Source organism: Pseudoalteromonas sp. S1727 (assembly GCF_005886375.1).
In the GTDB taxonomy this organism is placed as follows: domain Bacteria; phylum Pseudomonadota; class Gammaproteobacteria; order Enterobacterales; family Alteromonadaceae; genus Pseudoalteromonas; species Pseudoalteromonas haloplanktis.
Genome location: NZ_PNDT01000016.1, coordinates 47200 through 72319 on the forward strand (window position 1 = coordinate 47200; position 25120 = coordinate 72319).

General features: G+C 40.9%; 23 protein-coding genes. 4 read left to right on the top strand and 19 right to left on the bottom strand.

Annotated features, from left to right (window positions below):
* Nucleotides 1-576: 576 nt before the first annotated feature.
* From CWB85_RS05410 to CWB85_RS05460, 11 genes are all read right to left on the bottom strand, one after another.
* Nucleotides 577-1488 carry a hypothetical protein gene (locus tag CWB85_RS05410; protein WP_249314789.1) on the bottom strand — a complete coding sequence of 304 codons (912 nt, stop codon included), beginning with the start codon at nucleotides 1486-1488 and terminating at the stop codon, nucleotides 577-579.
* 355 nt (nucleotides 1489-1843) lie between these two features.
* The gene (locus CWB85_RS05420) at nucleotides 1844-2254 is read right to left on the bottom strand and encodes a hypothetical protein (protein ID WP_249314791.1); all 411 of its coding nucleotides are present in this window, start codon (nucleotides 2252-2254) and stop codon (nucleotides 1844-1846) included.
* On the bottom strand, nucleotides 2205-2330 hold the full coding sequence (locus CWB85_RS23030; protein ID WP_446887223.1) for a DUF6678 family protein: 126 nt from the start codon (nucleotides 2328-2330) through the stop codon (nucleotides 2205-2207). Before CWB85_RS23030 ends, CWB85_RS05420 begins: the two co-directional genes overlap by 50 nt.
* The gene (locus CWB85_RS05425) at nucleotides 2300-2575 is read right to left on the bottom strand and encodes a DUF6678 family protein (protein WP_249314792.1); all 276 of its coding nucleotides are present in this window, start codon (nucleotides 2573-2575) and stop codon (nucleotides 2300-2302) included. Before CWB85_RS05425 ends, CWB85_RS23030 begins: the two co-directional genes overlap by 31 nt.
* Before the next feature lie 349 nt (nucleotides 2576-2924).
* Nucleotides 2925-4322 carry a M28 family peptidase gene (locus CWB85_RS05430; RefSeq protein ID WP_050901562.1) on the bottom strand — a complete coding sequence of 466 codons (1398 nt, stop codon included), beginning with the start codon at nucleotides 4320-4322 and terminating at the stop codon, nucleotides 2925-2927.
* 186 nt (nucleotides 4323-4508) lie between these two features.
* Complete coding sequence (gdhA, locus tag CWB85_RS05435) at nucleotides 4509-5861, bottom strand: NADP-specific glutamate dehydrogenase (protein WP_016707256.1); 1353 nt, start codon at nucleotides 5859-5861, stop codon at nucleotides 4509-4511.
* Nucleotides 5862-6205: 344 nt separating this feature from the next.
* Nucleotides 6206-6679 (bottom strand): YehS family protein, encoded by a 474-nt coding sequence (locus CWB85_RS05440; protein ID WP_138554324.1) that lies wholly within the window; start codon nucleotides 6677-6679, stop codon nucleotides 6206-6208.
* Nucleotides 6680-6919: 240 nt separating this feature from the next.
* The gene (locus tag CWB85_RS05445; protein ID WP_016707258.1) at nucleotides 6920-8164 is read right to left on the bottom strand and encodes a lipoprotein-releasing ABC transporter permease subunit; all 1245 of its coding nucleotides are present in this window, start codon (nucleotides 8162-8164) and stop codon (nucleotides 6920-6922) included.
* Nucleotides 8154-8852: a lipoprotein-releasing ABC transporter ATP-binding protein LolD gene (gene lolD, locus CWB85_RS05450; protein WP_016707259.1), complete on the bottom strand. Its 699-nt coding sequence runs from the start codon at nucleotides 8850-8852 to the stop codon at nucleotides 8154-8156. Before lolD ends, CWB85_RS05445 begins: the two co-directional genes overlap by 11 nt.
* Entirely contained in the window at nucleotides 8845-10062 is a 1218-nt protein-coding gene (locus CWB85_RS05455) for a lipoprotein-releasing ABC transporter permease subunit (RefSeq protein WP_138554325.1), read from the bottom strand. The genes lolD and CWB85_RS05455 overlap by 8 nt, the downstream gene beginning before the upstream one ends.
* 139 nt (nucleotides 10063-10201) lie before the next feature.
* Nucleotides 10202-11071, bottom strand: coding sequence for a LysR family transcriptional regulator (locus tag CWB85_RS05460; protein ID WP_016707261.1), 870 nt, complete (start codon nucleotides 11069-11071; stop codon nucleotides 10202-10204).
* Between the two features lie 114 nt (nucleotides 11072-11185).
* On the opposite strand from CWB85_RS05460, the gene CWB85_RS05465 reads away from it, so the two are divergent.
* Together CWB85_RS05465 and fghA are read left to right on the top strand one after the other, a co-directional pair.
* Nucleotides 11186-12307 (top strand): S-(hydroxymethyl)glutathione dehydrogenase/class III alcohol dehydrogenase, encoded by a 1122-nt coding sequence (locus CWB85_RS05465; protein WP_016707262.1) that lies wholly within the window; start codon nucleotides 11186-11188, stop codon nucleotides 12305-12307.
* Nucleotides 12308-12362: 55 nt separating this feature from the next.
* On the top strand, nucleotides 12363-13208 hold the full coding sequence (gene fghA / locus CWB85_RS05470; protein WP_016707263.1) for an S-formylglutathione hydrolase: 846 nt from the start codon (nucleotides 12363-12365) through the stop codon (nucleotides 13206-13208).
* Here fghA and CWB85_RS05475 read toward each other — a convergent pair.
* Nucleotides 13159-13542, bottom strand: a complete 384-nt coding sequence (locus CWB85_RS05475; protein ID WP_138554326.1) for a hypothetical protein — start codon at nucleotides 13540-13542, stop codon at nucleotides 13159-13161. The genes fghA and CWB85_RS05475 overlap by 50 nt on opposite strands.
* A 172-nt stretch (nucleotides 13543-13714) precedes the next feature.
* Between CWB85_RS05475 and CWB85_RS05480 the strand changes: the two genes are divergently transcribed.
* The gene (locus CWB85_RS05480; RefSeq protein ID WP_016707265.1) at nucleotides 13715-15697 is read left to right on the top strand and encodes a BCCT family transporter; all 1983 of its coding nucleotides are present in this window, start codon (nucleotides 13715-13717) and stop codon (nucleotides 15695-15697) included.
* Between the two features lie 36 nt (nucleotides 15698-15733).
* Here the strand turns inward: CWB85_RS05480 and CWB85_RS05485 are convergent, their stop codons facing one another.
* Nucleotides 15734-17245, bottom strand: a complete 1512-nt coding sequence (locus CWB85_RS05485) for a BCCT family transporter (RefSeq protein ID WP_249314794.1) — start codon at nucleotides 17243-17245, stop codon at nucleotides 15734-15736.
* A gap of 226 nt (nucleotides 17246-17471) precedes the next feature.
* On the opposite strand from CWB85_RS05485, the gene CWB85_RS05490 reads away from it, so the two are divergent.
* Nucleotides 17472-17888: an MgtC/SapB family protein gene (locus tag CWB85_RS05490; protein ID WP_016707267.1), complete on the top strand. Its 417-nt coding sequence runs from the start codon at nucleotides 17472-17474 to the stop codon at nucleotides 17886-17888.
* 55 nt (nucleotides 17889-17943) lie between these two features.
* Here CWB85_RS05490 and CWB85_RS05495 read toward each other — a convergent pair whose 3' ends face one another.
* From CWB85_RS05495 to CWB85_RS05520, 6 genes are all read right to left on the bottom strand, one after another.
* The gene (locus CWB85_RS05495) at nucleotides 17944-19557 is read right to left on the bottom strand and encodes an ABC-F family ATPase (RefSeq protein ID WP_016707268.1); all 1614 of its coding nucleotides are present in this window, start codon (nucleotides 19555-19557) and stop codon (nucleotides 17944-17946) included.
* A gap of 151 nt (nucleotides 19558-19708) precedes the next feature.
* The gene (locus CWB85_RS05500) at nucleotides 19709-20326 is read right to left on the bottom strand and encodes an NUDIX hydrolase (RefSeq protein WP_016707269.1); all 618 of its coding nucleotides are present in this window, start codon (nucleotides 20324-20326) and stop codon (nucleotides 19709-19711) included.
* Nucleotides 20327-20432: 106 nt separating this feature from the next.
* A complete protein-coding gene (locus tag CWB85_RS05505) occupies nucleotides 20433-21989 on the bottom strand; it encodes a SulP family inorganic anion transporter (protein WP_138554327.1) in 1557 nt (518 codons plus the stop codon).
* Between the two features lie 124 nt (nucleotides 21990-22113).
* Complete coding sequence (locus CWB85_RS05510) at nucleotides 22114-22572, bottom strand: Lrp/AsnC family transcriptional regulator (protein WP_016707271.1); 459 nt, start codon at nucleotides 22570-22572, stop codon at nucleotides 22114-22116.
* An 89-nt stretch (nucleotides 22573-22661) separates the two neighbouring features.
* Nucleotides 22662-23303 (bottom strand): MBL fold metallo-hydrolase, encoded by a 642-nt coding sequence (locus CWB85_RS05515; protein ID WP_016707272.1) that lies wholly within the window; start codon nucleotides 23301-23303, stop codon nucleotides 22662-22664.
* 3 nt (nucleotides 23304-23306) lie between these two features.
* Nucleotides 23307-25112, bottom strand: coding sequence for a M14 family metallopeptidase (locus CWB85_RS05520; RefSeq protein ID WP_138554347.1), 1806 nt, complete (start codon nucleotides 25110-25112; stop codon nucleotides 23307-23309).
* Nucleotides 25113-25120: the final 8 nt, after the last annotated feature.

A 25120-nucleotide genomic window follows, 5' to 3' on the forward strand; every position in this document is an offset into this window, starting at 1 on the left:
TAACTCAGCCTTGATTGCCCGCATTTGTTTTCAGCAGATGTAGCACAGTTTACGCTCAATCCACATATACTCTTTTCTTACTTCATAAGCCTGTTTCTGACCTTGAGCAAGAAATACAGCCTCACTGTCACATTTGATGCAAACGTATTTAATATCTTCATAATACGCTGCGAGAAATTCGTGGCCGACAGAGCGCTTTGATTCTTGCGAGTATTCATTTCTATTTAGCGGAACTTTATTCATTGGCGTATTAACCATTTTCGTTATGTTAAGTCGAGAGACAGTAAAGTGATACATTGAGTATCAGCTTTTACGTATATGCCTATTTATGTAATGTGTTTTACGCATGCTAATATTAGCCTTCAAGTTAATCCTCATTTATTCTTTTTCTCTGCTCTTTGTGCAAAAAAAATTTAGTGAATTATTCACAAAGAGGTCAAAAGGCGCTGCGCTTTAGAGGAATATAAGCAAATGCTGTGCTAATAATGTAAGGATTATTGCGTAGCGCTCCTTATATGTATTTGCCGTAAGCGACCTGCTTAACTGCCAAATCGACAGAGTTAAGGCTCATATGTGTTAGGTGTTTTCACTTTTGCTGCCTTTTATGAGATAGATGGATAAGAGTACACACAAAGCAGCGCTAACAATAAATGATGGTATAGCAAAAGTCTGAATTCGTGAGAAATAATCTGACCCAATTGCAGGCAAAGCCATGACGCTCGGCAGTACTATCACAAATATTGTTGCAGCTGGAAAAGGCAGTGGTGTAGCCAAGATGGTTCCAAATAAAGCAAATATTGCTCGCTTGTTAACAACTGTAAACTTAGTACGGTTTAGTGTTTTTATTATTATAAACCCAAAAATTCCAATCGAAATCGTATAAACAATTAGCCACCACACCCCACCAGTAAGAAAATTGATAGCAGAGACCTTGTAAAATTCTTTTTGGTTCGTTTCAGGGGGTGAAAATATAATATTTATGGGCTTATTATGATTTGATTCTATAAATGAAAGTATCTCTTCATATAACTTATGTCCCTCGATTGAAAAACCTCCAAGCCTGTAGTTGTAGATATTCAATTCCAAAGCTGGAGAATCGGATATTACTGATTCTGAGCTCGGGTAATTTACAAAACGCTTTTTGATCGCAAGGTCTGAGTAATCAATTATTACCACATCCAGTTCTAATTCTTCGCTCTTAAAACGCCTTGTCCGATGGATCCTACTTATTTGGTCGTTATTAGTATTAGCGATGGAATCACCCTTATGCTTTCCACTACTCCACTTTAATAGCTCAAGCATTTCTTCATTTTTTCCCAGATCGGCAAAATCTTTAGCCTGAAGAAAGTCTCTAATACTGCCCAGCAGTGTATTGAATTGATTTGCATCAGTAACATCGATATGCAGCGCGGCACGTGGGACGCTGTATGATGAGCCACATGATATGAGCATTATTGATAAAAGTATTATAAGAACTGTGCTTCGCATGTCTCTTACATCTAACGAGCCTGTAGAATAACTCGTTTTTAATTTATTTTTATTGATGCGTTAACCATAGCCAAGTTCCTATTTTGATTCAATCGGTTACTTCGATTTTACGTAAAATATTTGCTGTTGCTTTAATTGGCGTTTTAGGAAGCATTACAAAAGCTCAAAAACAAAAGGAATTAACATTGCGCTAGGCAATAACTATCTAGCGTCACAAGGTTAGCGTCATTAAGAGATATTTGGATCAATATTCATTACGGGAGATGAACCGCCCATTGTACTTCCTATTAATAAAAAGCGCATGATGGGTGGTGTGGGGGCTGGAGGAGACCTCCGGCTACCCGATTATGTTTTGCTAACGAATAACCTCACATTTACTTTTAGATCCATGTTTATTCAACCTTTTTTGACATTCTTCAAGCGCACGTTTGTTAGCTTTCTTTTTAGAGCTATAACTTTCTGAATAGCCATAAAACTCCCATCCATCTTCAGTTTGCCCTAAAGCAAAGGCTTTCTTTGATTTTTTCGTTTCAAATTCCTTGAGTGCCTGATCTGTATTGTAGTGATAAGTTTTTTGGTTGCATAAATTTGATTCAGGCTCCTTTTCACAAAAAGTTGGAGCAGTTTGGCAACCAGCCAATAAGAAAAGTGGAATTAACCATAAGTATTTCATCGATAGTCCTATAAAAACATAACGCTTGCCGTAAACGGCCTTGTTAGGTAAATTCTTTGTAACACTTTGGAAAATAACCCCAAACTCTAACAAATGATTCCGTCACTTCAAATTCAAAGCCGATCCGTTTAATAAGACTTAGAACCTTTTCAGACAAATCAATATCAATCCACTCAACGCAAAGTAATGGAAATGGTAAGTGATAATACCATTCGCTATCCCACCCGAGATGTAGCCATTAACCACCTTAGTTCGGTAGCAAGGTGGATTAGAAATTTCACGCATTTGTGATATTAGCTCATTCCATTTTGTGTTGTTTGCAGCACCAACTAATTGCTTTTCTGCAATGAGCCTTTTAGCTTCTTTCACGTCCTTTTCATGGGACACTGTATCAGCCATTGGCAGAAGACTCATGTGTATACCTAACAGCGTTTTACCAAGAATACCGATAAACACTTTATGAAAGTGCCTGTATTCGTGCCAATACGCATTAAAATTTATAATAATATTATTAACTTACTAACTTATGAGGAAGATGGCAATAAAAACTCGCCCCGCTCATAGCAAGAACTTACCTAATCGAGAATCAACATTTTTATTAAACGAGAACAATCAAAATAAACACTCTTAAAGTCAATCATTTAATTTTATTAATAAGATAAAGCGAGAACTTAAACCAAGTATATACCGAGAATTTTAGTGCAATATCCCTTCAATGAATTAAAGCTGTAGCGCAAAAGCGCCTTGCGCTACGCCTAATTAATTAGTTTATATCCTGCTCAAATGCACCTACATCACCTGGAAATACCACCGGTGATTCAATGCCGTCTTTATTCACTGCGGCTACACCAAAGTAATAGTTGTCGATCACCACATTTTTAAGGGTTGCTTCGCTTACATCACCGACATAGCGGCTAAACTGCCATTGTGGCTCGCTGGTATAACGCCAGTAAATTCTGTAACCCACCGTTGTTTTGTCGCTGTTTTTTTGCCATTTCAAAGTGGTGCTTGGCTGCACAGCACCTGAGATTTCAACGTCTTTTGGTGGCGCTGGCGCCCATGCCATAGAGGCCAGGCTTACCGCATTAAGTGAGGTGAGTTTTGCCGTGTAATCAAAATCAACACCGTCGATCGTGTCACCATAAACAATACCATTTTCTGTACGTAGATCTTGGTGTTGGTGATTGTAATTTTCGTTGGTTTCCATCACCCTCACAGCGGCATAGCCCATGTCGTTAAATGGGCGGTGATGCCCTCCACGACCAAAACGGTCAAGCCTGTAAACCAACATAGTATCTAAGTTAGGAATGTAACGATCAGCAATAGTATCAATATAACGCGCTAGGTTACGACTTGCAGAATCGACCTCGCCGCCAGTAAAGCGGCGTTTATGAGCTTGCTCTTTGGTTTCAATAACCCGTGTACCTTCAGAGAAGATACGCGCAGTGGTGTTATCCGTTACGCCGTTAATACCTGTAACATTACCAATCATGTCGTTGTTGAGTACACCGTGTACTTGCCAGCCTTGTTTTTGTGCATACGAGGCGAGGATTTTACCACCAAATAATCCTTGCTCTTCACCTGAAAGCGCCGCATAAACAATTGAGCCATTAAACTTATACTTAGAGAGCACACGAGCCGATTCAATCACGCCCGCAACGCCTGATGCATTATCATTTGCACCTGGGGCATCACTGGTAAAATCCATTACATCACTTACACGCGAGTCAATATCACCGGACATCATCACCATGCGGTTTGGTTCATCACTACCGCGCTGAATTGCAATAATATTAACCACTTCAACAGGGTTAGGAATACGTTTTTCACCTGATATGGTGTCTTTTACTTCTAAAACCTCTAAACAGCCGCCACACTCGGCAGATATTTTTTCAAATTCTGCTTTTATCCAACGACGCGCAGCACCAATCCCTCGGGTATTTGATTTAGTCTCGGACAACGTGTGACGAGTGCCAAAATCAACTAATGCTTGAATATCCTTTTCTATGCGTTGAGGTGATACCGCTGCTGCGATGTCATGAAGTTTGGCTTGATCTTGATAATCGGGTTCGACAGCAAATGTGTTGGTTGTAATAAACAGTGTGCTGAGGAGTAACGCAGGTTTACAGGATGTAAGAAAATGGCTTTTTTGCTCAAACATGGTTGGCTCTTTTATTGTTAATGAATACACAAACTACAATACGTGAGTGAATAAATGCTGCAAATAATTTTGAGACTAACAACTGATTAACTCGTTTAATTACCGATTAGTGCAATAAACTGTGTAATCACCATTAAAAAGCCCACTGGAAGTAGTGGGCTTAATAAGCTTAGTTTGACTTAATGACTAGACCACACCTTGCTCTATCATTGCATCTGCAACTCGACGAAATGCAGCAATATTAGCGCCTAACACTAAATTGCCTGGCTGGCCAAACTCAGTTGCTGTGCAACTAGCTGTATCAAAGATGTTTTTCATTATTTGCTGCAACTTAGAATCAACTTCTTCAAATGTCCACGATTGCATACTGGCATTTTGCGCCATTTCTAATTGACTCGTAGCAACGCCGCCAGCATTAGCAGCTTTACCTGGACCATACGCTATTTTAGCGGCAAGAAACACGTCGATTGCTTCTTTGGTGCTGGGCATATTTGCACCTTCACTGACTAAAATGCAGCCATTTTCAATTAACATTTCGGCATCAGCTTGTGTTAATTCATTTTGCGTTGCGCATGGAAATGCGGCATCTGCAGCAAATCGCCATACGGCGTGGCCATCACATGGATAATCAACTTTTGGAATATATTGCGCATCCGGGTGAGTATCTAAATACACAGCTAAACTTGCACGAGCACCTTCTTTGAGCTGTTTAACAAGCGCAAGATCAACTCCTGACTCATGATAAAGTGTGCCTGTTGAATCACTGCACGTGATAGGGGTTGCGCCTAATTGATAGAGCTTTTCCATCGCATAGATAGCCACATTCCCAGCACCTGATACTAAGCAGCGTTTACCTTGCAGAGAGTTATTGGCCTCTTGCAGCATGTAATTAGCAAAATACACAGCACCATAACCCGTTGCTTCTTTACGAACCAATGAGCCGCCCCAGGCCAAACTTTTCCCTGTAAACGCGCCATCGTAACGGCCAGTCAAACGTTTATATTGGCCAAACATATAGCCAATTTCACGCGCGCCAACACCAATATCACCCGCAGGAACATCGGTCGTTGGGCCAATATGACGGTACATTTCATTCATAAATGATTGGCAAAAACGCATGATTTCGCCATCTGAGCGGCCCTTAGGATCAAAGTTAGCGCCGCCTTTACCACCACCAATAGGCAGCCCGGTTAATGCGTTTTTAAATATTTGCTCAAACCCTAAAAATTTTATGATACTGGCGTTCACACTTGGGTGAAAACGTAAGCCGCCCTTATAGGGGCCTAGGGTGGAGTTAAATTCAATTCGATACCCTTTGTTAACGTGAATGTTGCCTTCATCATCAACCCAAGGAACTCTAAACATAATTTGCCGTTCAGGCTCTACTAATCGTTGGATAATCGCATTTTTTTGATATTCAGCGGAGTTTTCGAGGATAGGTTCGAGTGATTCTAGCACTTCTTCTACTGCTTGGTAAAATTCGCATTGTGCCGGACTCGTCTGTTTTAATTGCGCAATTGTACTGTGTATATAATTCATAATTATTCTTCCGTGTTCAAAATTTGTAGTTGTATCAGATGTTAAAATAAACGTGATCAAGTTTGTGATTCATATAGTAAGACCCTTAAAAAATAGAATTTTTAACACTCTAACATGATGAAGCCTTATAATTAACGCCTAGTAACGTGAATTATTTTTGAGTTAACGAAAATACAATTAAATTTTTACCCAGAAATTCCGCATATAAACCCAAGCACACTCATGCTGTGAGTAGCTTGGGGAAATAGAGCTTTAACAGCAGCACAATTAGCATTTAGCTTTTTCTAACGATAAACAAGGTATTGTGTTTCAATAACGTTTGCCATACCGATATAATAGACAATCTATTCGCCGCTAACCGTTGTACGTAATTGTAGCTGAATACCGGTTAAGAAATTACGTAACACCTGATCGTTGCAAACACGGTAATGCTTATTATCTACTTTGCGTGAAAAAGCACTTAACTCATGCTTGCTTAAGTTAAAGCCACTCAACGCCAGTACCGCAATCACATCGTCTGCTTTCATATTCAGTGCAATACGCAATTTCATTAAAATACTATTATTATTTAGTGTGCGCTCTGGAAGTGGCTGCTCGCCATCGCGTTTACCGCGTTTTGTATTAATAAAACCATTTAGAAAAGTCGCAAATTCAGTGTCACTTGGCTCTACATGCCCTGCTTCACTTTCTTTCGTCAGCCAACCTGTTACTTGTAGTGGTGTGACAACATGATCCGCCGCCGCAAAAATTTCAATCATGTTAGTATCTGTTAAATTAAAGGTATAACGCAGACGACGTAAAATATCATTATTAGTCAAAGTAAATTCCAGAGTAAGATAAGACAACCAAGCAAGTATTGCTGGCTAAGTAAGAAGCCGTGCAGTTTAACAGAGTTAATGAAGCTCCCCTATTGATATTTTTCGCCCCCCCACGCCACGATGCCAATATCGACATTACACCACTGATACAAAGTGCGCCTTATAAACCTCATTAGCGTGCAGGTAACGTGCGAATTGATTAATAATCCTTTTATACACAGGTTCTTAAATGAAACTTGATCAATTGCCAAGCACCTTAGCAGGATCAACACGGGTTGCTTGCCATGCGGGGTAAAGGGTTGCCAGTACTGCGAGAATAAATGTGACGATCACAGTAACCACAATATCTTGCCATACTAGTTTACTCGGTAAAAATTCAATAAAATAAACACCTTCAAGAGGGTTGGCCCCGAGTAACTGACTCACTAAAGTAAATAGCTCACTAATATTCAACGCGAGCATCACACCAATAAAGCTGCCTAACACTACGCCGATAAAGGCTTGGCTAAGCCCTTGCAAAATGAACGTTGCGAGTATAGTGCTGTCTTTTGCACCCATGGTTTTTAAGATTGCAATGTTAGCTTGCTTTTCTCGTACTTCCATCACCAATGATGAAACAATATTAAAACTTGCCACGGCAATAATTAAAAATACCACAATATAAACGATGGTTCTGACCATTTGTATATCTTGATATAAACTACCTTGGGTTCTAAACCAGCTAGAGATATACACATAATCATCAATTGTTTGACCAACACGCAGCGCTATTTGGTGTGCTTGAAATACATCGTTTACTGCTAAGCGAAGCCCAGTTACTTGTCGTTGTTCATAGCCAAGTACTGATTGTGCTTTGCTTAAATGAATAAATGCCGCACTGCTATCAATGGGGCCTCCCATTTCAATTACACCAACCAATGTTAAGGTAACCCTTTTTGGCGCGAGTATTTCAGCACCAGCTTGATTAACTTGGGGGATCAATAAAGTAATTAACTGGCCTTGTTCAACGCCTAACTGTTTAACAATTTGCTGGCCCAAAATAATTTCATCTTCGCTAATTTGGCTGACCAACTTGCCATAAGTAAACTGATTAACCGCAGACACCTCAGTTTCAAAAGCTGGATCAACACCACGCACTTCAACCGCTTTTAGTTCGCTTTTATATTGCGCCATACCATTGACACTTATAAAAGGAGCAGCACCCGTTACCCCTGGCTGCTTCGTGAGTTTTGCCACTTTTTCAGGCCAATTATCAATTGCACGATTTGGCGCAACATACTCAACCTGCGGTACAACACTTAATAAACGATGCACAAGCTGCTGTTCAAAACCATTGATCACTGACAAAGCCACAATGAGCACAGCAACACCGAGTAAAATACCTATGGTCGAGGCTTTTGCTATAAAGCTAACAAAACCATTTTTTTCGTCTTTACTACCTGAACTTGCTCTAAAACGTTTACTTAAGTAGGCACTAAGCAACATGATTAGCCTCTTTAATTGCCAACTTACCATCATCAAGGTATGCAATTTTACCTAGTTTATCGGCGAGCTCTAAATCATGAGTCACTACTACAAAGCTGGTGTTTAAACTGCTATTGAGTGTTTTGATCAAATCATAAATTTTAATCGCATTTTGTTTATCTAAGTTGCCTGTAGGCTCATCGGCTAAAACTAAATCAGGCTCAGTTACTAAGGCACGAGCAATCGCCACGCGCTGGCGTTCACCACCAGATAACATAGAGGGTTTATGGTTACTGCGATGCGACAAGCCAACTTTATCAAGCATGGCGAGGGCTTTAACATTGGCCTCTTTAGCACTTAAACCTTTTATTAATAAAGGCATAGCTACATTTTCAACAGCATTAAACTCCATCAGTAAATGATGAAACTGGTAAATAAATCCTAAATGGTCGTTACGAAATTTAGCTTGTTCAGCACGTGATAACTTAGCGACCTGCTGACCTTTGATTTTAGCCGTCCCAGCACTTTGCGAATCAAGTGTGCCTAAAATATGTAGCAAGGTACTTTTGCCTGAACCAGAACTGCCTACAATTGCCAACATTTCACCTTGCTGCAAGCTTAAATCGATCCCTTTTAATACTTCTACTTGGTTGGCACCATCTTGATATGTTTTGCTTAATTGTTCACATTGGATAACTAAATCATTCATAACGCAATACCTCTGCGGGGCTAACATTGGCAGCTTTACGTGCCGGATATAATGTGGCTAAAAAGCTCATGGTAATACTGCCAATGGCAATCACTAATAAACTCATCACGTCAAATTTAACGGGTAAAGCAATCCCCGTTAATAGGTTTAAACCAATCCCAGCTAATACTTCGTTAATATAAGCGCTGAGTAACAGGCCGAGTCCTGCACCAATACTGGTACCAATTAAACCGTTGTATAAACCTTGGATCATAAAAACGTGCTGGACTTGTGCTGGGGTTAACCCTAGAGTTTGTAAAATAGCAACTTCACTTTGTTTTTCGCTCACCATCATGGTCAACGCTGAAACAATATTAAATACCGCCACTAGCACAATAAGCCCAAGCAGCATAGACATAATGCGTTTTTCCATAGCTACAGCAGCAAATAAAGTCCCTTGTGACTGACGCCAATCGGTGACTGTGTATTGATTTAAAATGTTGCTGGCTGATGCGCTAAAGGTATCTAACTCAAAAGGGTCATAAAGTGAAATGCTTAAATTTGGTGTGCTATTAGTTGGTAGCTTTAAAATCCGTTGCAGCGATTCGCCACTAGTAAACGCCAAACTCATATCTATTTCAGAGCCGGTTTCATAAATTGCCGCAACTGTAAATAAACGTTGGCTAGGGACACGACCAAGCGGCGTGTAACTTGACGCATTGGGCATGATCACCCGTACTTTATCACCTAAACCAATACCGAGTTTACGAGTTAAGTAACGACTGATAGCAATGTTATAGCGCGATGCCATAACAGTTTGCCAATTACCTTGAGTCACTCTATCACTGATTTTATACAAAGATGCGTTATCATCGTATAAGCCTTGCAGCAATACGCCGTGAAGGTCATGGTTAGTTTGTAAAATTGCTTCACCATGACGATACAAGCTCGCGTGTTTTACAAATTCAGATGCCATAATATCATTTTGTAACTGCGTCATTTGGGCCTGTGTTTGCCCATCAGCTGCAATTTCAACATGGGGAATAAGGCCTAGCATATTAGTTTTAAGGTTATTTTCAAAACCATTCATTACTGAACTAACAGTAAATAATGCCATTAAGCCTATGGCAATACCGGCGATGGAGAAAAACGAAATAAATGAGATAAATGCATTCCCTTTCGAGGAACGACTGTATCTCAGCCCGATAAACAGGCTAACAGGTTGAAACATAATTATTTATGGTTACATTTAATGCCAATTCAGCGCTCATACTAGCATAGATAAACGGCTGTTGGGTATGTGCAAAAATGTAAAAATTAATGACAAATCAACTACTGCCGTCAATTGGCCCGCCTATTTTTAATGATCTTCAATTTAGTGACGTTATAAGATGGTCAAGTAATGCACGTACATTGGTTGCCACAAACTGTCTCGGGGGATACACGCCCCACACACCTTCGGGCTTTGGCTGGCTGTTCATCAATATTGGTACTAAATCCCCCGCGGCTAAGTCACGCTCAATGTAATAGTTAGGCAATTGAATAATACCTAGTCCTTTTTTTGCCGCATCCGCTAATGCCCAGCCACTGTTACAGCGTAATCGTCCTGCTACTTTAATATGCTTATCACGCCCTTGTTCGCACACTCGCCAATAACTACTGTTACCCACTAAACATTGATGATTTTGTAATTCTGCTAAGGTATGAGGCTCACCAAAACGCGCTAAATAGGCTTTTGAGCAGCAAATTACAAAATGCCGCTCGCTTAAGCGCCGTGCTTTTAAGCTAGAGTCTTTTAAATGACCCAAGCGAATAGCCAAATCAAACCCACCTTCTAATAGGTTTTCTTGCTCGTTACTCAGCGCCATTTCTACTTCAACATCACTGTGTTGCTGCATAAATGTGTGTACAGCAGGCATCACAAAGCTTTCGCCATACATCACTGGCGCAGTAAGTTTAATTTTACCTTTGGGTGTACTTTGTTGCTGAGCGAGTAAGCCGGTGGCGTCGTCTAAGGCGTGCTGCAAGTGTTTGGTCTGGTGTAAAAATACTTCCCCTTCTTTGGTTAACACTACCTTTCGGGTTGTACGGGTTAATAATTGTGTGTTTAAACGTTGCTCTAATTGCGTAACATGACGGCTTATATGCGCTACCGATACACCCAACACACTGGCTGCACGAGTAAAACTGCCCTCTTCGCCGACTGCGATAAATTCATCTATGCCTAACCAACGACTCATTATTACCATACTGTAAAAGTGTTTTATTAAAATGAAGATTAACATTGTTTGAGAAACAAATAAAATAGCGCTATTGTTTTAAACCATCTAAGTAATTAATAAAAGAGAGAACCCATGTCAGAGTTTATTAAATCAAAAGCTGCAATAGCTTGGGGACCTAACCAACCACTGTCTGTTGAAGAAGTGGATGTGATGATGCCGAAAAAAGGTGAAGTCATGGTCAAAATCACAGCAACGGGTGTGTGTCATACCGATGCGTTCACTTTATCAGGTGCAGATCCTGAAGGTATCTTTCCGGCTATCTTAGGCCATGAAGGTGCTGGGGTTGTTTATGCTGTTGGTGAAGGGGTAACGAGTGTTGAAGTGGGCGATCATGTGATCCCGTTATACACCGCTGAGTGTGGTGAGTGTAAAATGTGTACCTCAGGTAAAACAAACTTGTGTTCGGCTGTTCGCGAAACTCAAGGTAAAGGTTTAATGCCTGACGGTACAACTCGTTTTTTCAAAGATGGTCAGCCAATTTATCACTACATGGGCACCTCAACATTTTCTGAGTACACAGTACTGCCAGAAATTTCTCTAGCTAAAGTCAATAAAGAAGCCTCTTTAGAAGAAATTTGCTTACTTGGCTGTGGCGTAACAACGGGTATGGGTGCAGTAACAAATACGGCAAAAGTAAAAGCCGGTGATACAGTTGCTATCTTTGGCCTAGGCGGTATTGGTCTATCTGCGATTATTGGTGCGAAAATGGCTGGCGCTTCACGCATTATCGGCATCGACATTAATACCTCTAAGTTTGATCTGGCGACTAAGTTAGGCGCAACAGATCTAATTAATCCAAAAGATTTCGACAAACCGATTCAAGAAGTGATTGTTGAGATGACCGATGGTGGCGTTGATTTCTCATTTGAGTGCATTGGTAACGTTGATGTGATGCGCTCTGCCCTTGAGTGTTGCCACAAAGGCTGGGGAGAGTCGGTGATCATTGGGGTTGCGGGTGCAGGCCAAGAAATTTCCACACGCCCGTTTCAACTCGTTACTGGGCGTGTATGGCGCGGCAGTGCCTTTGGCGGTGTGAAAGGACGCTCACAACTACCAGAGATTGTAGAGCGTTATATGGCGGGCGAATTTGCGCTTAATGACTTTATTACCCATACCATGGGGCTTGAAGATATTAATGACGCATTTGATCTAATGCATGAAGGTAAAAGTATTCGTACTGTCATCCATTACTAATATAAAGTACACATGCCACCCAGCTTTTGCTCGGTGGCCTGTTAGCGAGGATACTATGTTAGATAATTTAAGTGCCACAAAAGTCAGCGGTGGCTGGCACAAGCAATATAGCCATACTGCAAACAGTACTCACTGCACAATGCGTTTTGCTATCTTTTTGCCACCCGGCGCAAGCCAAACCAATAAAGTTCCCGTGCTGTATTGGTTATCAGGCTTAACTTGCACTGATGAAAATTTTATGCAAAAAGCCGGTGCTTTTAAAAAAGCAGCTGAATTAGGCATTGCCATTGTTGCTCCTGATACTAGCCCACGCGGTGACAATGTTCCGGATGAAGACAGCTATGACTTCGGCCAAGGTGCTGGCTTTTATGTCAATGCCACACAAGCGCCCTACAACACCCACTACAATATGTATGAGTATGTGGTAAATGAGCTACCTGCTTTAATTGAGCAGCACTTTCCAGTAACCGACAAAAAAGCAATTAGTGGTCATTCTATGGGGGGGCATGGCGCGTTGATGATTGCCCTACGTAACCCACAAAATTACACCAGTGCTTCAGCGTTTAGCCCGATTGTGAACCCAATTAACTGTCCTTGGGGGCAAAAAGCATTTAGTCAGTATTTAGGCAGTGATAAATCGGCGTGGGCCCAATACGACACCTGTGAGCTAATGAAACACGCCAAGCAAAAAAATTACCTACCAATGCGCATTGATCAAGGTGAAGCTGATAACTTTTTAGTGGAACAACTAAAAACTGAAAACTTATTCCAACAAGTGAATGAGAATGACTACCCTGCTGAAATTAACATGCATGCAGGTTATGACCATAGTTACTTTTTTATCAGTAGCTTTATTGACGAACACCTATTATTTCATCAATCGTATTTGCAGGCTCAATAGTCTGCTCCTGTGTGAGGTTGTCAGCCGGTACTTCCTCACATTCTTTAAGTGTTTTAGTCACTCGCTTGCAGAGCACTTGCGGCTGTGATTGCTGTTGTACTAAGCCAACTAAGAATCGGTCTACTTCCAAACCCAACTCAGAAAAAGAAAATGTTTGTTGATCACCAACGGGAAAATCCTTTTCTGGCGCCACATGCGCAGGGGAAAGCGCTAAATCAGCATCGTAATTTTCATCTGCTTTTGAATAAATAGCGCCATCAACCAATACCCCAGCCACGGTACATGCAGACAATAATTGGCTAACAGCTAAAGCTACAACAAAATGTTTGAACATAAATTAAATCCTTGTACTACGTTGATGTATTGTTAATTAATACTATAACTAACACAGTACAAAACACTGTAAAAAACTGTAAGTTCATGACAATGAATTAATTAATTGAATATGCTATACTTTTTTAGAAATTTTATTTCTATGAACATTTAATTCAGCACGGGGAATATCAATGTCCACCACAGAAGAAAAATCAAAACTCAATCCGCCCGTGTTTTACACGGCGTCTGCACTCATTATCCTATTAGTCATGTTTACCGCGTTAGCGCCAACAACAGCTGATAGCTTCTTTAATACTTTGCAAGCTGCAATTGTTCAAAATGCCAGTTGGTTTTATGTGTTAACCGTTGCCATTATTTTGATCACGGTGGCATTCTTAGGTTTATCACGCTACGGAAACATCAAGCTTGGGCCTGATCATTCGACCCCCGATTATAATCATGTTACTTGGTTTGCCATGCTGTTTAGTGCAGGTATGGGAATAGGCTTAATGTTTTTTGGGGTTGCTGAACCAGTTATGCATTACATGAACCCTCCCGTTGGTGATGCACAAACCGTACAGGCTGCCCGTGAAGCCATGAAAATCACCTTTTTTCACTGGGGATTACATGCTTGGGCCATTTACGCTATCGTTGCACTGATCTTAGCCTTTTTTAGCTACCGTCATGGCTTACCACTGACATTACGATCAGCGCTTTACCCATTAATTGGCGATAAAATTTACGGCCCAATTGGTCATGCTGTTGATGTATTTGCCGTTATTGGTACTGTATTCGGCGTCGCCACCTCCCTAGGGTATGGCGTCCTGCAAGTGAACTCTGGGTTAAATTATTTATTTGATGTGCCCGTGGGTATTATCACCCAAGTGATCCTAATTGCAGCAGTCACAGGCTTAGCGATAATCTCGGTTACCACAGGCCTTGATAAAGGGATCCGTATTTTATCTGAATTAAACATGGGCCTTGCGGTCATCATGCTAGCATTTGTACTTATTCTTGGCCCTACCGTTTATTTATTACAAGCGTTTGTGCAAAACGTAGGCGCTTACGCATCCGACATTGTCAACCACACCTTCAATTTATTTGCCTATGAAAAAACGGATTGGATGGGTGGTTGGACTATTCTTTATTGGGGTTGGTGGATGTCATGGGCGCCATTTGTTGGTTTGTTTATCGCACGAGTATCCCGTGGACGTACCATTCGTGAATTTGTAATGGGTGTGCTATTTATTCCAACTGGTTTTACATTAATGTGGATGACTTTTTTTGGTAATTCGGCCATTGACTTGATCATGAATCAAGGTGTTACAAGCCTAGGTGAAGCTGTTTCTCAAGATGTCGCGATTTCAATTTTCGCCTTTTTAGAAAACTTCCCTATGTCTGGTGTACTGTCATTTATTGCCACCTGTATGGTTATCGTATTTTTTGTTACTTCCTCTGATTCAGGCTCAATGGTAGTAGATATGCTGTGCTCTAACGGTAAAGACAACACACCTGTTTGGCAACGTATTTATTGGGCCGGTGGTGAAGGTGTTGTCGCTGCGGTACTGCTGATGGTTGGTGGCCTAGGGGCACTGCAAACGATGACCATTGCCAGTGCACTGCCCTTTGCGGTGGTGTTACTCATAGCAACATACGGCTTGATCAAAGCATTGCGAGTTGATATTGCCAAACGGGAAAGCTTGCAAATGAATATAGCACCAATTGCGCCTACCTTACCTGGCAGTGAAGGTGCAAGTTGGCAAGAACGCCTGAACAATATTGTTGATTTTCCAAATAAAACCAACGTTAATCGATTTGTTAAATCAATTGCTTTACCCGCGATGCAAAGCGTAGCCAAAGAGCTTGGCACTCATAACTTAGAGGTCATCGTTGATGTTGATAAGCTTGAGCGTGGTCAAGTCAGCTTAAGAGTATTACTTGGCGAAGAAATAGACTTTCTTTATGTAGTAAAACGCCGCTCTTATGAAAAACCGTCGTACACAATTGATGATGAAGATGATGACGATAGTGATGAAAATTATTACCGTGCCGAGGTTCATTTACGTGAAGGTGGTCAAGATTATGATGTAATGGGATGGTCTAAAGAAGCCGTAATTAATGATCTGATCGATCAATACCATAAACACATGCACTTCTTACATACCCTACGCTAAATCAGCAAAGCAATTACAAGAGTAAGTATCTTATGCTTACTCTTGTAGCTCAGCCATAAATTCTTTCACAAAACCAATCAGCTGCAGAATAAAAATAAACAAAAATGGCAGAGCACCAATCACTGCCAGACTACGGTTAAGTAGTTCATTATTTTGTAATAACAATACCCAGCTGCTCAACGCAAGAACAAAAGACCAAGTATACAGGCTTAAACGGTGACTGCTTTTTGCCCCAGCTAAGTTGCGTATCACTAATATTGCAGAGTCGACAGAAGTTGCCACAAAGATCAACAAAAGCAATAAACTTGCCCAAATGAGTACACCACCTTGCCAGCCTAGCTGCTTAAAAAATACAAATAAACCTTGGGTATAATCAACTTTAATCGCGGCCATAATACCGCTGTTATGACCACTGTCCCAAGCGATTGCAGATCCAGAAAAAACACTAAACCATAAAATAGTGACACAGGTTGGCACAATAACCACACCAACAATGTATTGCCATACTGGACGTCCTTGGCTTATTTTAGCTAAAAATACACCAACAAATGGTCCCCATGCTAACCACCAAAAATAATAATTATAGGTCCAGCTATTCGCCCAACTAGGCGCATTTAATTGGCTAGAGAACTGCCAAGTTCCCGTTACTAATAAGTGGATATAATATTGGCTACCACTGATCGCCACATCAATGATCGGTTGTAGGGGTACCATAGTCATTAACCAAACAAGGATAAAAAATGCTAAAAACACGTTAAACTGACTCAGTGTCTGCACACCTTTTTTAAGCCCTAATCGTGCAGATAAGCTGTAAAGTACAGCCAATAACACAATAATAATTAACCCCACCAACCACGGCGTATGAACATCCAGCTTTAACTCAATTCCCTTACTCAGTAGTAAAGTTGAATTGGCAATCGTACCAACCACACCAAAAAATATGGCCAAAATAGCTAATAACTGAATCAAAAATTTTAACTTTAACTGCTCTGCTCTGTTAAAAAATGAGCGTGTCAAACTCAGCACCGGGGCACTAATATCACCAGCTTTACCACTATTATGGCTTAAGCCACCTAGCACTAAGCCAAATACTGCGTACAAAGCCCACGCATGTGCACCCCAATTCACTAATGTGATAGCTAACGCGGCTGCTTGGCGATCAGGATATAAACTTTGCTTTAAAGGGGGTTGTAAAACATGCATTGCGGGTTCAGCCACGCCCCAAAAAACAAGACCAGATCCCATTCCTGCAGCAAATAACATAGAAAGCCAACCAAAGTTTGAAAACTCAACTTTTGCGTGTTCCCCCCCTATTTTACGTTGCCCAAGAGGGCTGAACGCCAGTACTATCACGCCAATCAATAAAAAATTCACGAGCAGAAAAAATGGCCCGCCTAATACTGCTAACACATTAATGATCAATGGTTTGATAGTCGCAGTCAGTGCATCCGGGAACAAAAATGCCCCCGCAACTGAGATCATACAAAGTATCAGTGCATACGTTTCAAGACTAGCAGTAAAATTGTAAAAACGAGATCGACTTGTCACACTCATACCTTAAAAATTAGCAATGCTAAGAATACGGCGCTTTCATACGGATATCAAATTAGCAATTTACTTGAGTAAAACTCCCACAGTAATATGTAAATGTTACCTAAAATACGTAAAGCTATTAACTACAGAAACATAACATATTGATAAAAAATAAAAACTATATCTACCAAGGTGGTTTGATCTTTGCAATTTTATTTAAAAATAGCCGATGAGATCTAAGATGGAACTTAACTTACAATTACATGAAATTATCGAAAATTTAATTCATTTATCAATTGCCTATTTACTAGCCCTGCCGATGGCGTTTGATCGTGAACGCTCAAACCATGGCGCAGGTTTACGTACCTTTCCACTCGTAGCGGTTGCTTCATGCGGTTACGCATTAGTCGCTATGTCAGTCTTAACCACCTCAGAGGCTGAGGCAAAAGTACTTGAAGGGATCATCACCGGAATTGGTTTTATTGGCGGTGGTGCAATCTTAAAAAACAAAAACTCTACATACGGTACTGCCACCGCCGCAAGCATATGGAACATGGGCTTAATTGGTATTGCCGTGGCATTTAGTCGCTACGAAATAGCCGTGTTGATGGCCATTATCAACTTTATAACTCTGCGCTATGTGAAACGCTTAAAATAACTATATTTGACTGAATACAAAAAACCGGCCTAAGCCGGTTTAAACTATAAAAAGCTTACTTGGTTTCGAGTAACTTAGCTTGCTCTTGCTGGCTTGCCATAAACTCGTTGAACGTGCCATGAAAGTTGACGACTTTCTTGTCACGAATATCAATAATGCGGGTAGCCAAAGACGACACAAATTCGCGATCATGACTGACAAAAATCAATGTGCCTTCAAAACCTTTTAATGCATTATTTAATGCTTCAATCGCTTCCATATCCATGTGGTTTGTCGGTTCATCCATGATCAACACATTGACATCTTGCATCATCAACTTACCAAATAGTAAGCGGTTTTTCTCACCACCTGAGCAGTTACGCGCTTTTTTATTCGCGTCATCAGCGGTAAACAATAGGCGCCCTAACATACCGCGTACCATTAAGTCGTTATGTTTAGCGGTACGCCATTGTGACATCCAATCAAACAGGGTTAAATCGTTATCAAAATCTTTGCTGCTATCTTGCGGGCAATAACCAATAGAAGCATTTTCTGACCACTTAACCACGCCGTGGTTCGCTTCAAGCTCACCTACTAAGCAACGAATAAATGTTGATTTACCAACACCATTTTCGCCAATAATCGCCAGTTTCGAACCCGCTTCTAGGATCAGTTCGCCACCTTCAAACAGTACTTCTCCATCAAACCCATGACCAAAATTTTCTAAGATCAATGCCTGACGGTGCATTTTTTTACCTTCATCAAAATACAATGACGGCGCCATACGGCTTGAAGACTTCACTTCGTCTAAACTAATTTTCTCCATGCGTTTAGCACGTGAGCTCGCTTGCTTCGCTTTTGATGCATTGGCACCAAAGCGATTTACGAAGTCTTGTAGTTCTTCAATTTCTGATTGCTTTTTCGCATTACCAGCTAGTAGTTGCTCACGGATAAGCGTTGATGCTTCAATGAATTTTTCATAGTTACCAGGGTAAATGCGCAGCTCACCATAATCAATATCTGCCATGTGAGTACACACAGCATTAAGGAAGTAGCGGTCATGAGATATAATGATCATGGTACATTTACGTTGGTTCAGCTCCTGCTCAAGCCAGCTAATTGTATGAATATCCAAGTTATTAGTTGGCTCATCCAATAATAAAATATCTGGGTTGGCAAAGAGTGCTTGGGCTAGTAGTACACGTAATTTCCAACCAGGGGCAACTTGTGACATTAAACCAAAATGAAATTCTTCCTCGATACCTGCTTTTAACAAAATATCACCAGCGCGGCTTTCTGCACTGTAGCCATCCATTTCAGCAAAAATACTTTCAAGCTCGGCGACTTTCATACCATCTTCTTCACTCATTTCAGGGAGCGAATAAATGCGTTCACGTTCTTGTTTTATTTTCCATAATTCAACATCTCCCATGATCACCGTATCAACTACTGTGTATTGCTCAAAGGCAAATTGGTCTTGGCTTAAATTACCAACCTTTAAGCCCGGTGTAATTGACACATTGCCTGAAGTAGGTGTTAGTGAGCCGTTTAATATTTTCATAAACGTTGACTTACCGCATCCATTGGCGCCAATTAAGCCATAACGGTTACCGTTACTAAATTTAGCTGAAATATTTTCGAATAAAGGTTCAGCACCAAACTGCATGGTAATGTTAGCGGTAGATATCAAGATGAATTTCCTAAGCAAATACTGGCAAGTAAACTGTTCGATAAATAAGGAAAAGTTAATACAGGCAATAACACGGTATAAAGAGGACGCGAATTATACAGGCAGCCCGCGCACTAGTCGAGATTAGTCTTAGTTATTTGGGTAATGAGTGTTAATCAATAAACAATGCTTCGGTGGGCTGATAATAGTGGTGAAACAGCATCTGTATATCCTCAACGAGCACCCGGCCAACAGATAGCTCCGGTAAATTATCTAAAGCAAAAAAGCCAATTTCAGACACTTCTAAGTTAATTGTAGGTTCGCCGCCAATAAGCTCACACAGAAAAAATAATTTATAGATATGCTGTGCAGAGACAGGTAAGTACGGGTGAAGTGCCCGATCTTTTAAAGCGATTAAACGAGGATTCGTTACCTGATACCCAGACTCTTCTAATACTTCACGAATAATCCCTTCGCGAGGCGCTTCATTAACATCAGCCCACCCACCTGGTAACGACCATTTATCGTCAGTTCGTTCTCGTACTAGCAAGATTTTATTATCAACGATTACACCTGCGCGCAAATCGACTTTAGGAGTCGGATAGCCTTGCTCATCAATAAATAGATTTTCAACCACACTGACAGGTTGCTCAGCAAGCGAAGCTAACATTTGGTGACTAATATCAGCTAATTGCTCATAACGTTCAATGTCATAACCATCTTTTGTATAGGCTTTACCTGTTTGACTAATGGCCTGTATTTGTTTGGCCCATGCTAACCACTGTGACATATGACTTTAATCTCGATTTAAGCGACCTATTTTTATTTTACACAATAAAGCATTCAATACAAAAAAGCGAAGGCAACTGCCTTCGCTTTTTACTCAAATAAACTGCTTAAGCAAGTTTGTCTGAGGCAACTTTATACGTTGGATCTTCAATCACATTTACTTCAACTAAGTCACGGGCTTTATGCAGTAGCTGAGTACAATCTTTACTAAGGTGGCGAAGATGTAACTGCTTGCCTGCTTTAGTGTATTTATCCGCTAACGCATCGATAGCTTCAATCGCACTGTGATCAGCTACACGACTGTATTTAAATTCGATTATCACGTCTTTAGGATCATTTTTCACATCAAACAATTCTGCAAACTTTTTCACCGAGCCAAAAAACAATGGGCCGTGTAACTCGTAAACTTTAGAGCCTTGTTCATCAATATAGTTTGTTGTGAAAATATGTTTTGCATGTTGCCATGCAAAAACTAACGCTGAGACAATCACACCCACACAGACGGCAATCGCTAGATCAGTGATTACTGTAACACCCGACACGAGCACAATCACAAAGGCATCTGACTTAGGTACACGCTTCATCATTTTGAAACTCGCCCACTCAAATGTGCCGAGTACCACCATAAACATTACGCCAACAAGTGCAGCCAATGGGATCATTTCAATTAAGCCCGCTGCAAACAGGATAAACGCAAGCAACATAACAGCTGCCGTGATCCCAGATAAACGTGAACGACCCCCTGAGTTAATATTGATCATAGATTGACCAATCATTGCGCAGCCCCCCATCGCGCCAAAGAAACCACACGTGACATTTGCAGCACCTTGGCCGATACACTCTTTATTACTTTGACCACGGGTCTCTGTTATTTCGTCAATTAAGCTCAATGTTAACAACGACTCAATTAAACCAATCGCCGCTAAAATAAGTGCATAAGGGAAAATAATTTTGAACGTTTCAAACGTAAACGGCACCATTGGAATATGAAATTCTGGTAAGCCACCAGCAATAGTCGCAGCGCTGTCTCCAGTCATATCTTTTAAGAAATCAAGTACAGTGCGCGCTTCAAGGTCCAAGCCCATCACAATGGCTGTCACAGTTACAATAGCCACTAAAGTTGAGGGCACTGCCGTCGTTAACTTTGGTAAAAAATGGATAATAGCCATTGTTAATGCTACAAGTCCAAGCATGATCATCAACGGAGTACCTGTCATCCATTGCACGCCGCCCGCGCCATCAGAGACTTTAAACTGGCCGAGTTGGGCAAGAAAGATCACAATCGCGAGTCCGTTCACAAAACCCAACATAACAGGATGTGGAACCATCCGAATAAATTTACCGAGCTTAAACACCCCAGCTAATATCTGCAGGATCCCCATTAACAACACGGTCGCAAATAAGTATTCAACACCATGATCAAGCACTAAACTTACCATCACAACAGCCAGTGCACCGGTCGCACCAGATATCATGCCAGGGCGACCACCAAAGATAGCAGTGATCAGGCCAACAATAAATGCTGCATATAAACCAACCAAAGGCTCCACATTCGCAACAAACGCAAATGCAACAGCTTCAGGTACGAGTGCAAGCGCAACCGTAATACCTGACAAAATATCGTTTTTAGCAGAGCTTGGCGCCTTGCTTAGTAAGTTAAACATTGAATTCCTCTTGCGGATGTGGGATCAAAAAAGCGCCCAATTCTAACAAATTAAGCTAAGGTTAACAATTGCAGTAAGGGGTACAGGCTAAACACGAGAGTCGTTTTAGCCTGTTGGAATATAATTAAAGCGGTAGTGAAGTGCTGCGTTTTACGCAGGTCATCGTCACATTTGAATGAACTTCTTGGACGAACTCAAGGTTTAATAAATTATCACGAACAAACTGCTCGTAGCCTTCAATACCTTTTGAAATAATCCGCAACATAAAGTCCATAGTACCGGCCATGCTGTAGCATTCCGTTACTTCGTCGTAACTTAAGATCAGTCGTTCAAACTCAGCAAGATTAGTACGGCCATGGTTCGACAAACGAACATGGGCGTACACTAACATATCAAAACCAAGTTTTTTCTCATCCAATAATGCAACCTTGCCTTTGATGTAACCATCTTGTTCAAGTTTCGCAATACGACGCCAACAAGGTGACTGAGATAAGCCTACTTTATCAGCAATATCTGCGGTCGAAAGACTTGCATCTTGCTGTAACAGTGCCAATATTTGGCGATCTACGTGATTTAGAGACATTTTATTTCTTTTTTATTTTACTAAATTGATTAAATTATACATTGCTTTATTAGCTGAGTCTTGTGTTTTTATGCATTTTTTATGCGTAACTAACCATATTTACCACTTATAAATGGATTCGATATGCGCTCTGTAACTACTTTAGTGTCAGGTCCATGCCCTGAAAGGATTTTGGTTTCATCTGGCAGAGTTAGGATTTTTTGTTTTATTGACGCAAGTAGCTGCTGTGCATCTCCTTTAGGGAAGTCAGTACGCCCTACTGAGCCTTTAAAAATCACATCACCAACAATGGCCAACTGATGCTTTGCTTCATAAAAGACTATATGACCCGGCGTGTGGCCAGGGCAATGGCGAACTTCAAAGCGCAATTCACCCACTGGGAAAATATCCCCATCATTGAGCCAATGATGGGGGTAAAAAGGCGTTATTGGTGCAAAGCCAAACATTTGCGCTTGCATAGGTAATGCATCAAACCAAAATAACTCGTCTTGCTGTGGGCCCACAATATCAACTGAAAAATGTTCTGCCAGTATTTTTGCGGCACCCACATGATCAAGATGACCATGAGTCAGTAAAATACATTGCACACTAACTGAATGCTTAGCCAGCTCAGCAATAATTTTTTCAGCATCGCCACCTGGATCAATCACAGCTGCTTGGCGAGTCTGTTTACAAATAATAATTCGACAATTTTGTGCAAACGCAGTAACCGGTAGAGTAATAATTTCCATAAATTAATTCTTTTCTTGGGCGTGTTCTAAAAATGTCATAAGTACCGGATACTTTAAATAGGCTTGATCATAAAATGGCGTATGTTCGTAAAGCCAGTTCAGGCGCGCTTGCGGATCGTTTGCAAAAGCAGCATCTTCACGAATTTTTTTATCAAACTCTAATGCTAATGCCGGTTTGTCTTTTAACATCTGACGAGCATAAGGCGCTAACGCGTAGTTTTCCATATACTCAGTGCGTTGAAAAATCGTATTAAACTCACCCCAAGCAAAAAATGAATCCGGTGCCTTTGGGTGTAGTAAATGCGTCGCTAATTCACCTAACGGTTGCGCAGTTTCGACTTTAGACCACCCGGTCAAATTCTTTTCCGCTACATCAACAAAGTCAAAATCAGCACTTACCCTAAAGCGACCTTCAAACGGCGTTTTAGCAAATTCATGACGTTTTACAATCGCCATTTTTAAATGGCTTGGTAGTGCATCTGCAGTCACTGTTTGTACTGCTATACCGTGTAGCTTTAACTTTTCGACAATCTGTGGATACGCTGGAGGAATATAAAATGCATTGGGTACTTTGATTGTTGTTTTTACTTCTTTCTGCCAAAAAATAGGTAATGCATCATAATGTTGCTTTTCACCAAGGTATTTTACTTCCATCTGGCCACTCAAAGCACTTTCACTACGTGTATATTTAATGCCTTCAAATATTAGCGTATTTGGCTCTTTAGCATAACCACGCTCAACAATCAGTTGGCTTGGTACAAATGCTAACTCTTTTTTAACCGCCTCCGTTAATTGTTGATGATGCTGCGCTAATGCTGAAATCGCGCCATCTAAAAACACGTAAGTACCAAGCACTCGTTGCTTATAAGGTTTAAGCGAATGGTTTTCAACAAGAATTGTAGGTAGTGAGCGTAAATCGCCCCAACCATTCGAATAACGAGGAGTCGCAACCCAGCCCGCTAGGCCTTTTTTAAAGTCGCGCTTATCCATAACAAAAACTAAAGGTCCAGGAAGATGACCTTGAGCCTGTAACTTTTTATCAATAACAGGTTTAAAATACTGATCCAATGCAGCTGAAACACTGGGTGATTCACTTGCAAATACAGGATTGTAACCATAGGTAACATCATACTGATAATCTGCCCCGTCTGTTACATGTACATCAATGTATAAGTCAGGCTTAAACTGCTTAATGACTTTTAATACGCCGCGTACTTCTGGGGTATCTAGCTTCGTATAATCACGATTTAAGTTAAGGTTATTAGCATTAGTGCGAAAACCCATTTCTACTGGGCCACGTTGATTGATACGGTTGAATTGACTACGACGCTCGTGACCATCCACATTCAAAATAGGAATAAACAAGATATTTACTTGGCTTAAAATGTCACGACGCTTACCGGTTGCGATATCACGTAGTAACATAAACGTCGCATCTTTACCGTCAATTTCACCTGCGTGAATACCCGCTTGAATGAATAGTGTTGGTTTTGTATTTTGCATCAGCTGAGAAGGCGTAAAAGCCCCCTCTTCACTGGCGACCAACATTTTTATCGCACGGCCGCTGGCACTATGGGCAATAGTTTGCACTTGAAATTGAGTCGGGTTTGCTGCTACAAGGCGATCAACAAACGCCATTGTTTGTTGGTAATTTGGCGAATTTAGCCCTTCGCTCAGTTCGAAGTCAGTGGTTAATGGGCCTTTTTGTTGTATCAGTGTCAGACTTTGCCCTTGCCAAGGTAGTAATGGCGGTAAATGGCTATCTAATGTGGCAGTAGTTGCACTTAACAATAATAAACTGGCGATCATAGGACTCT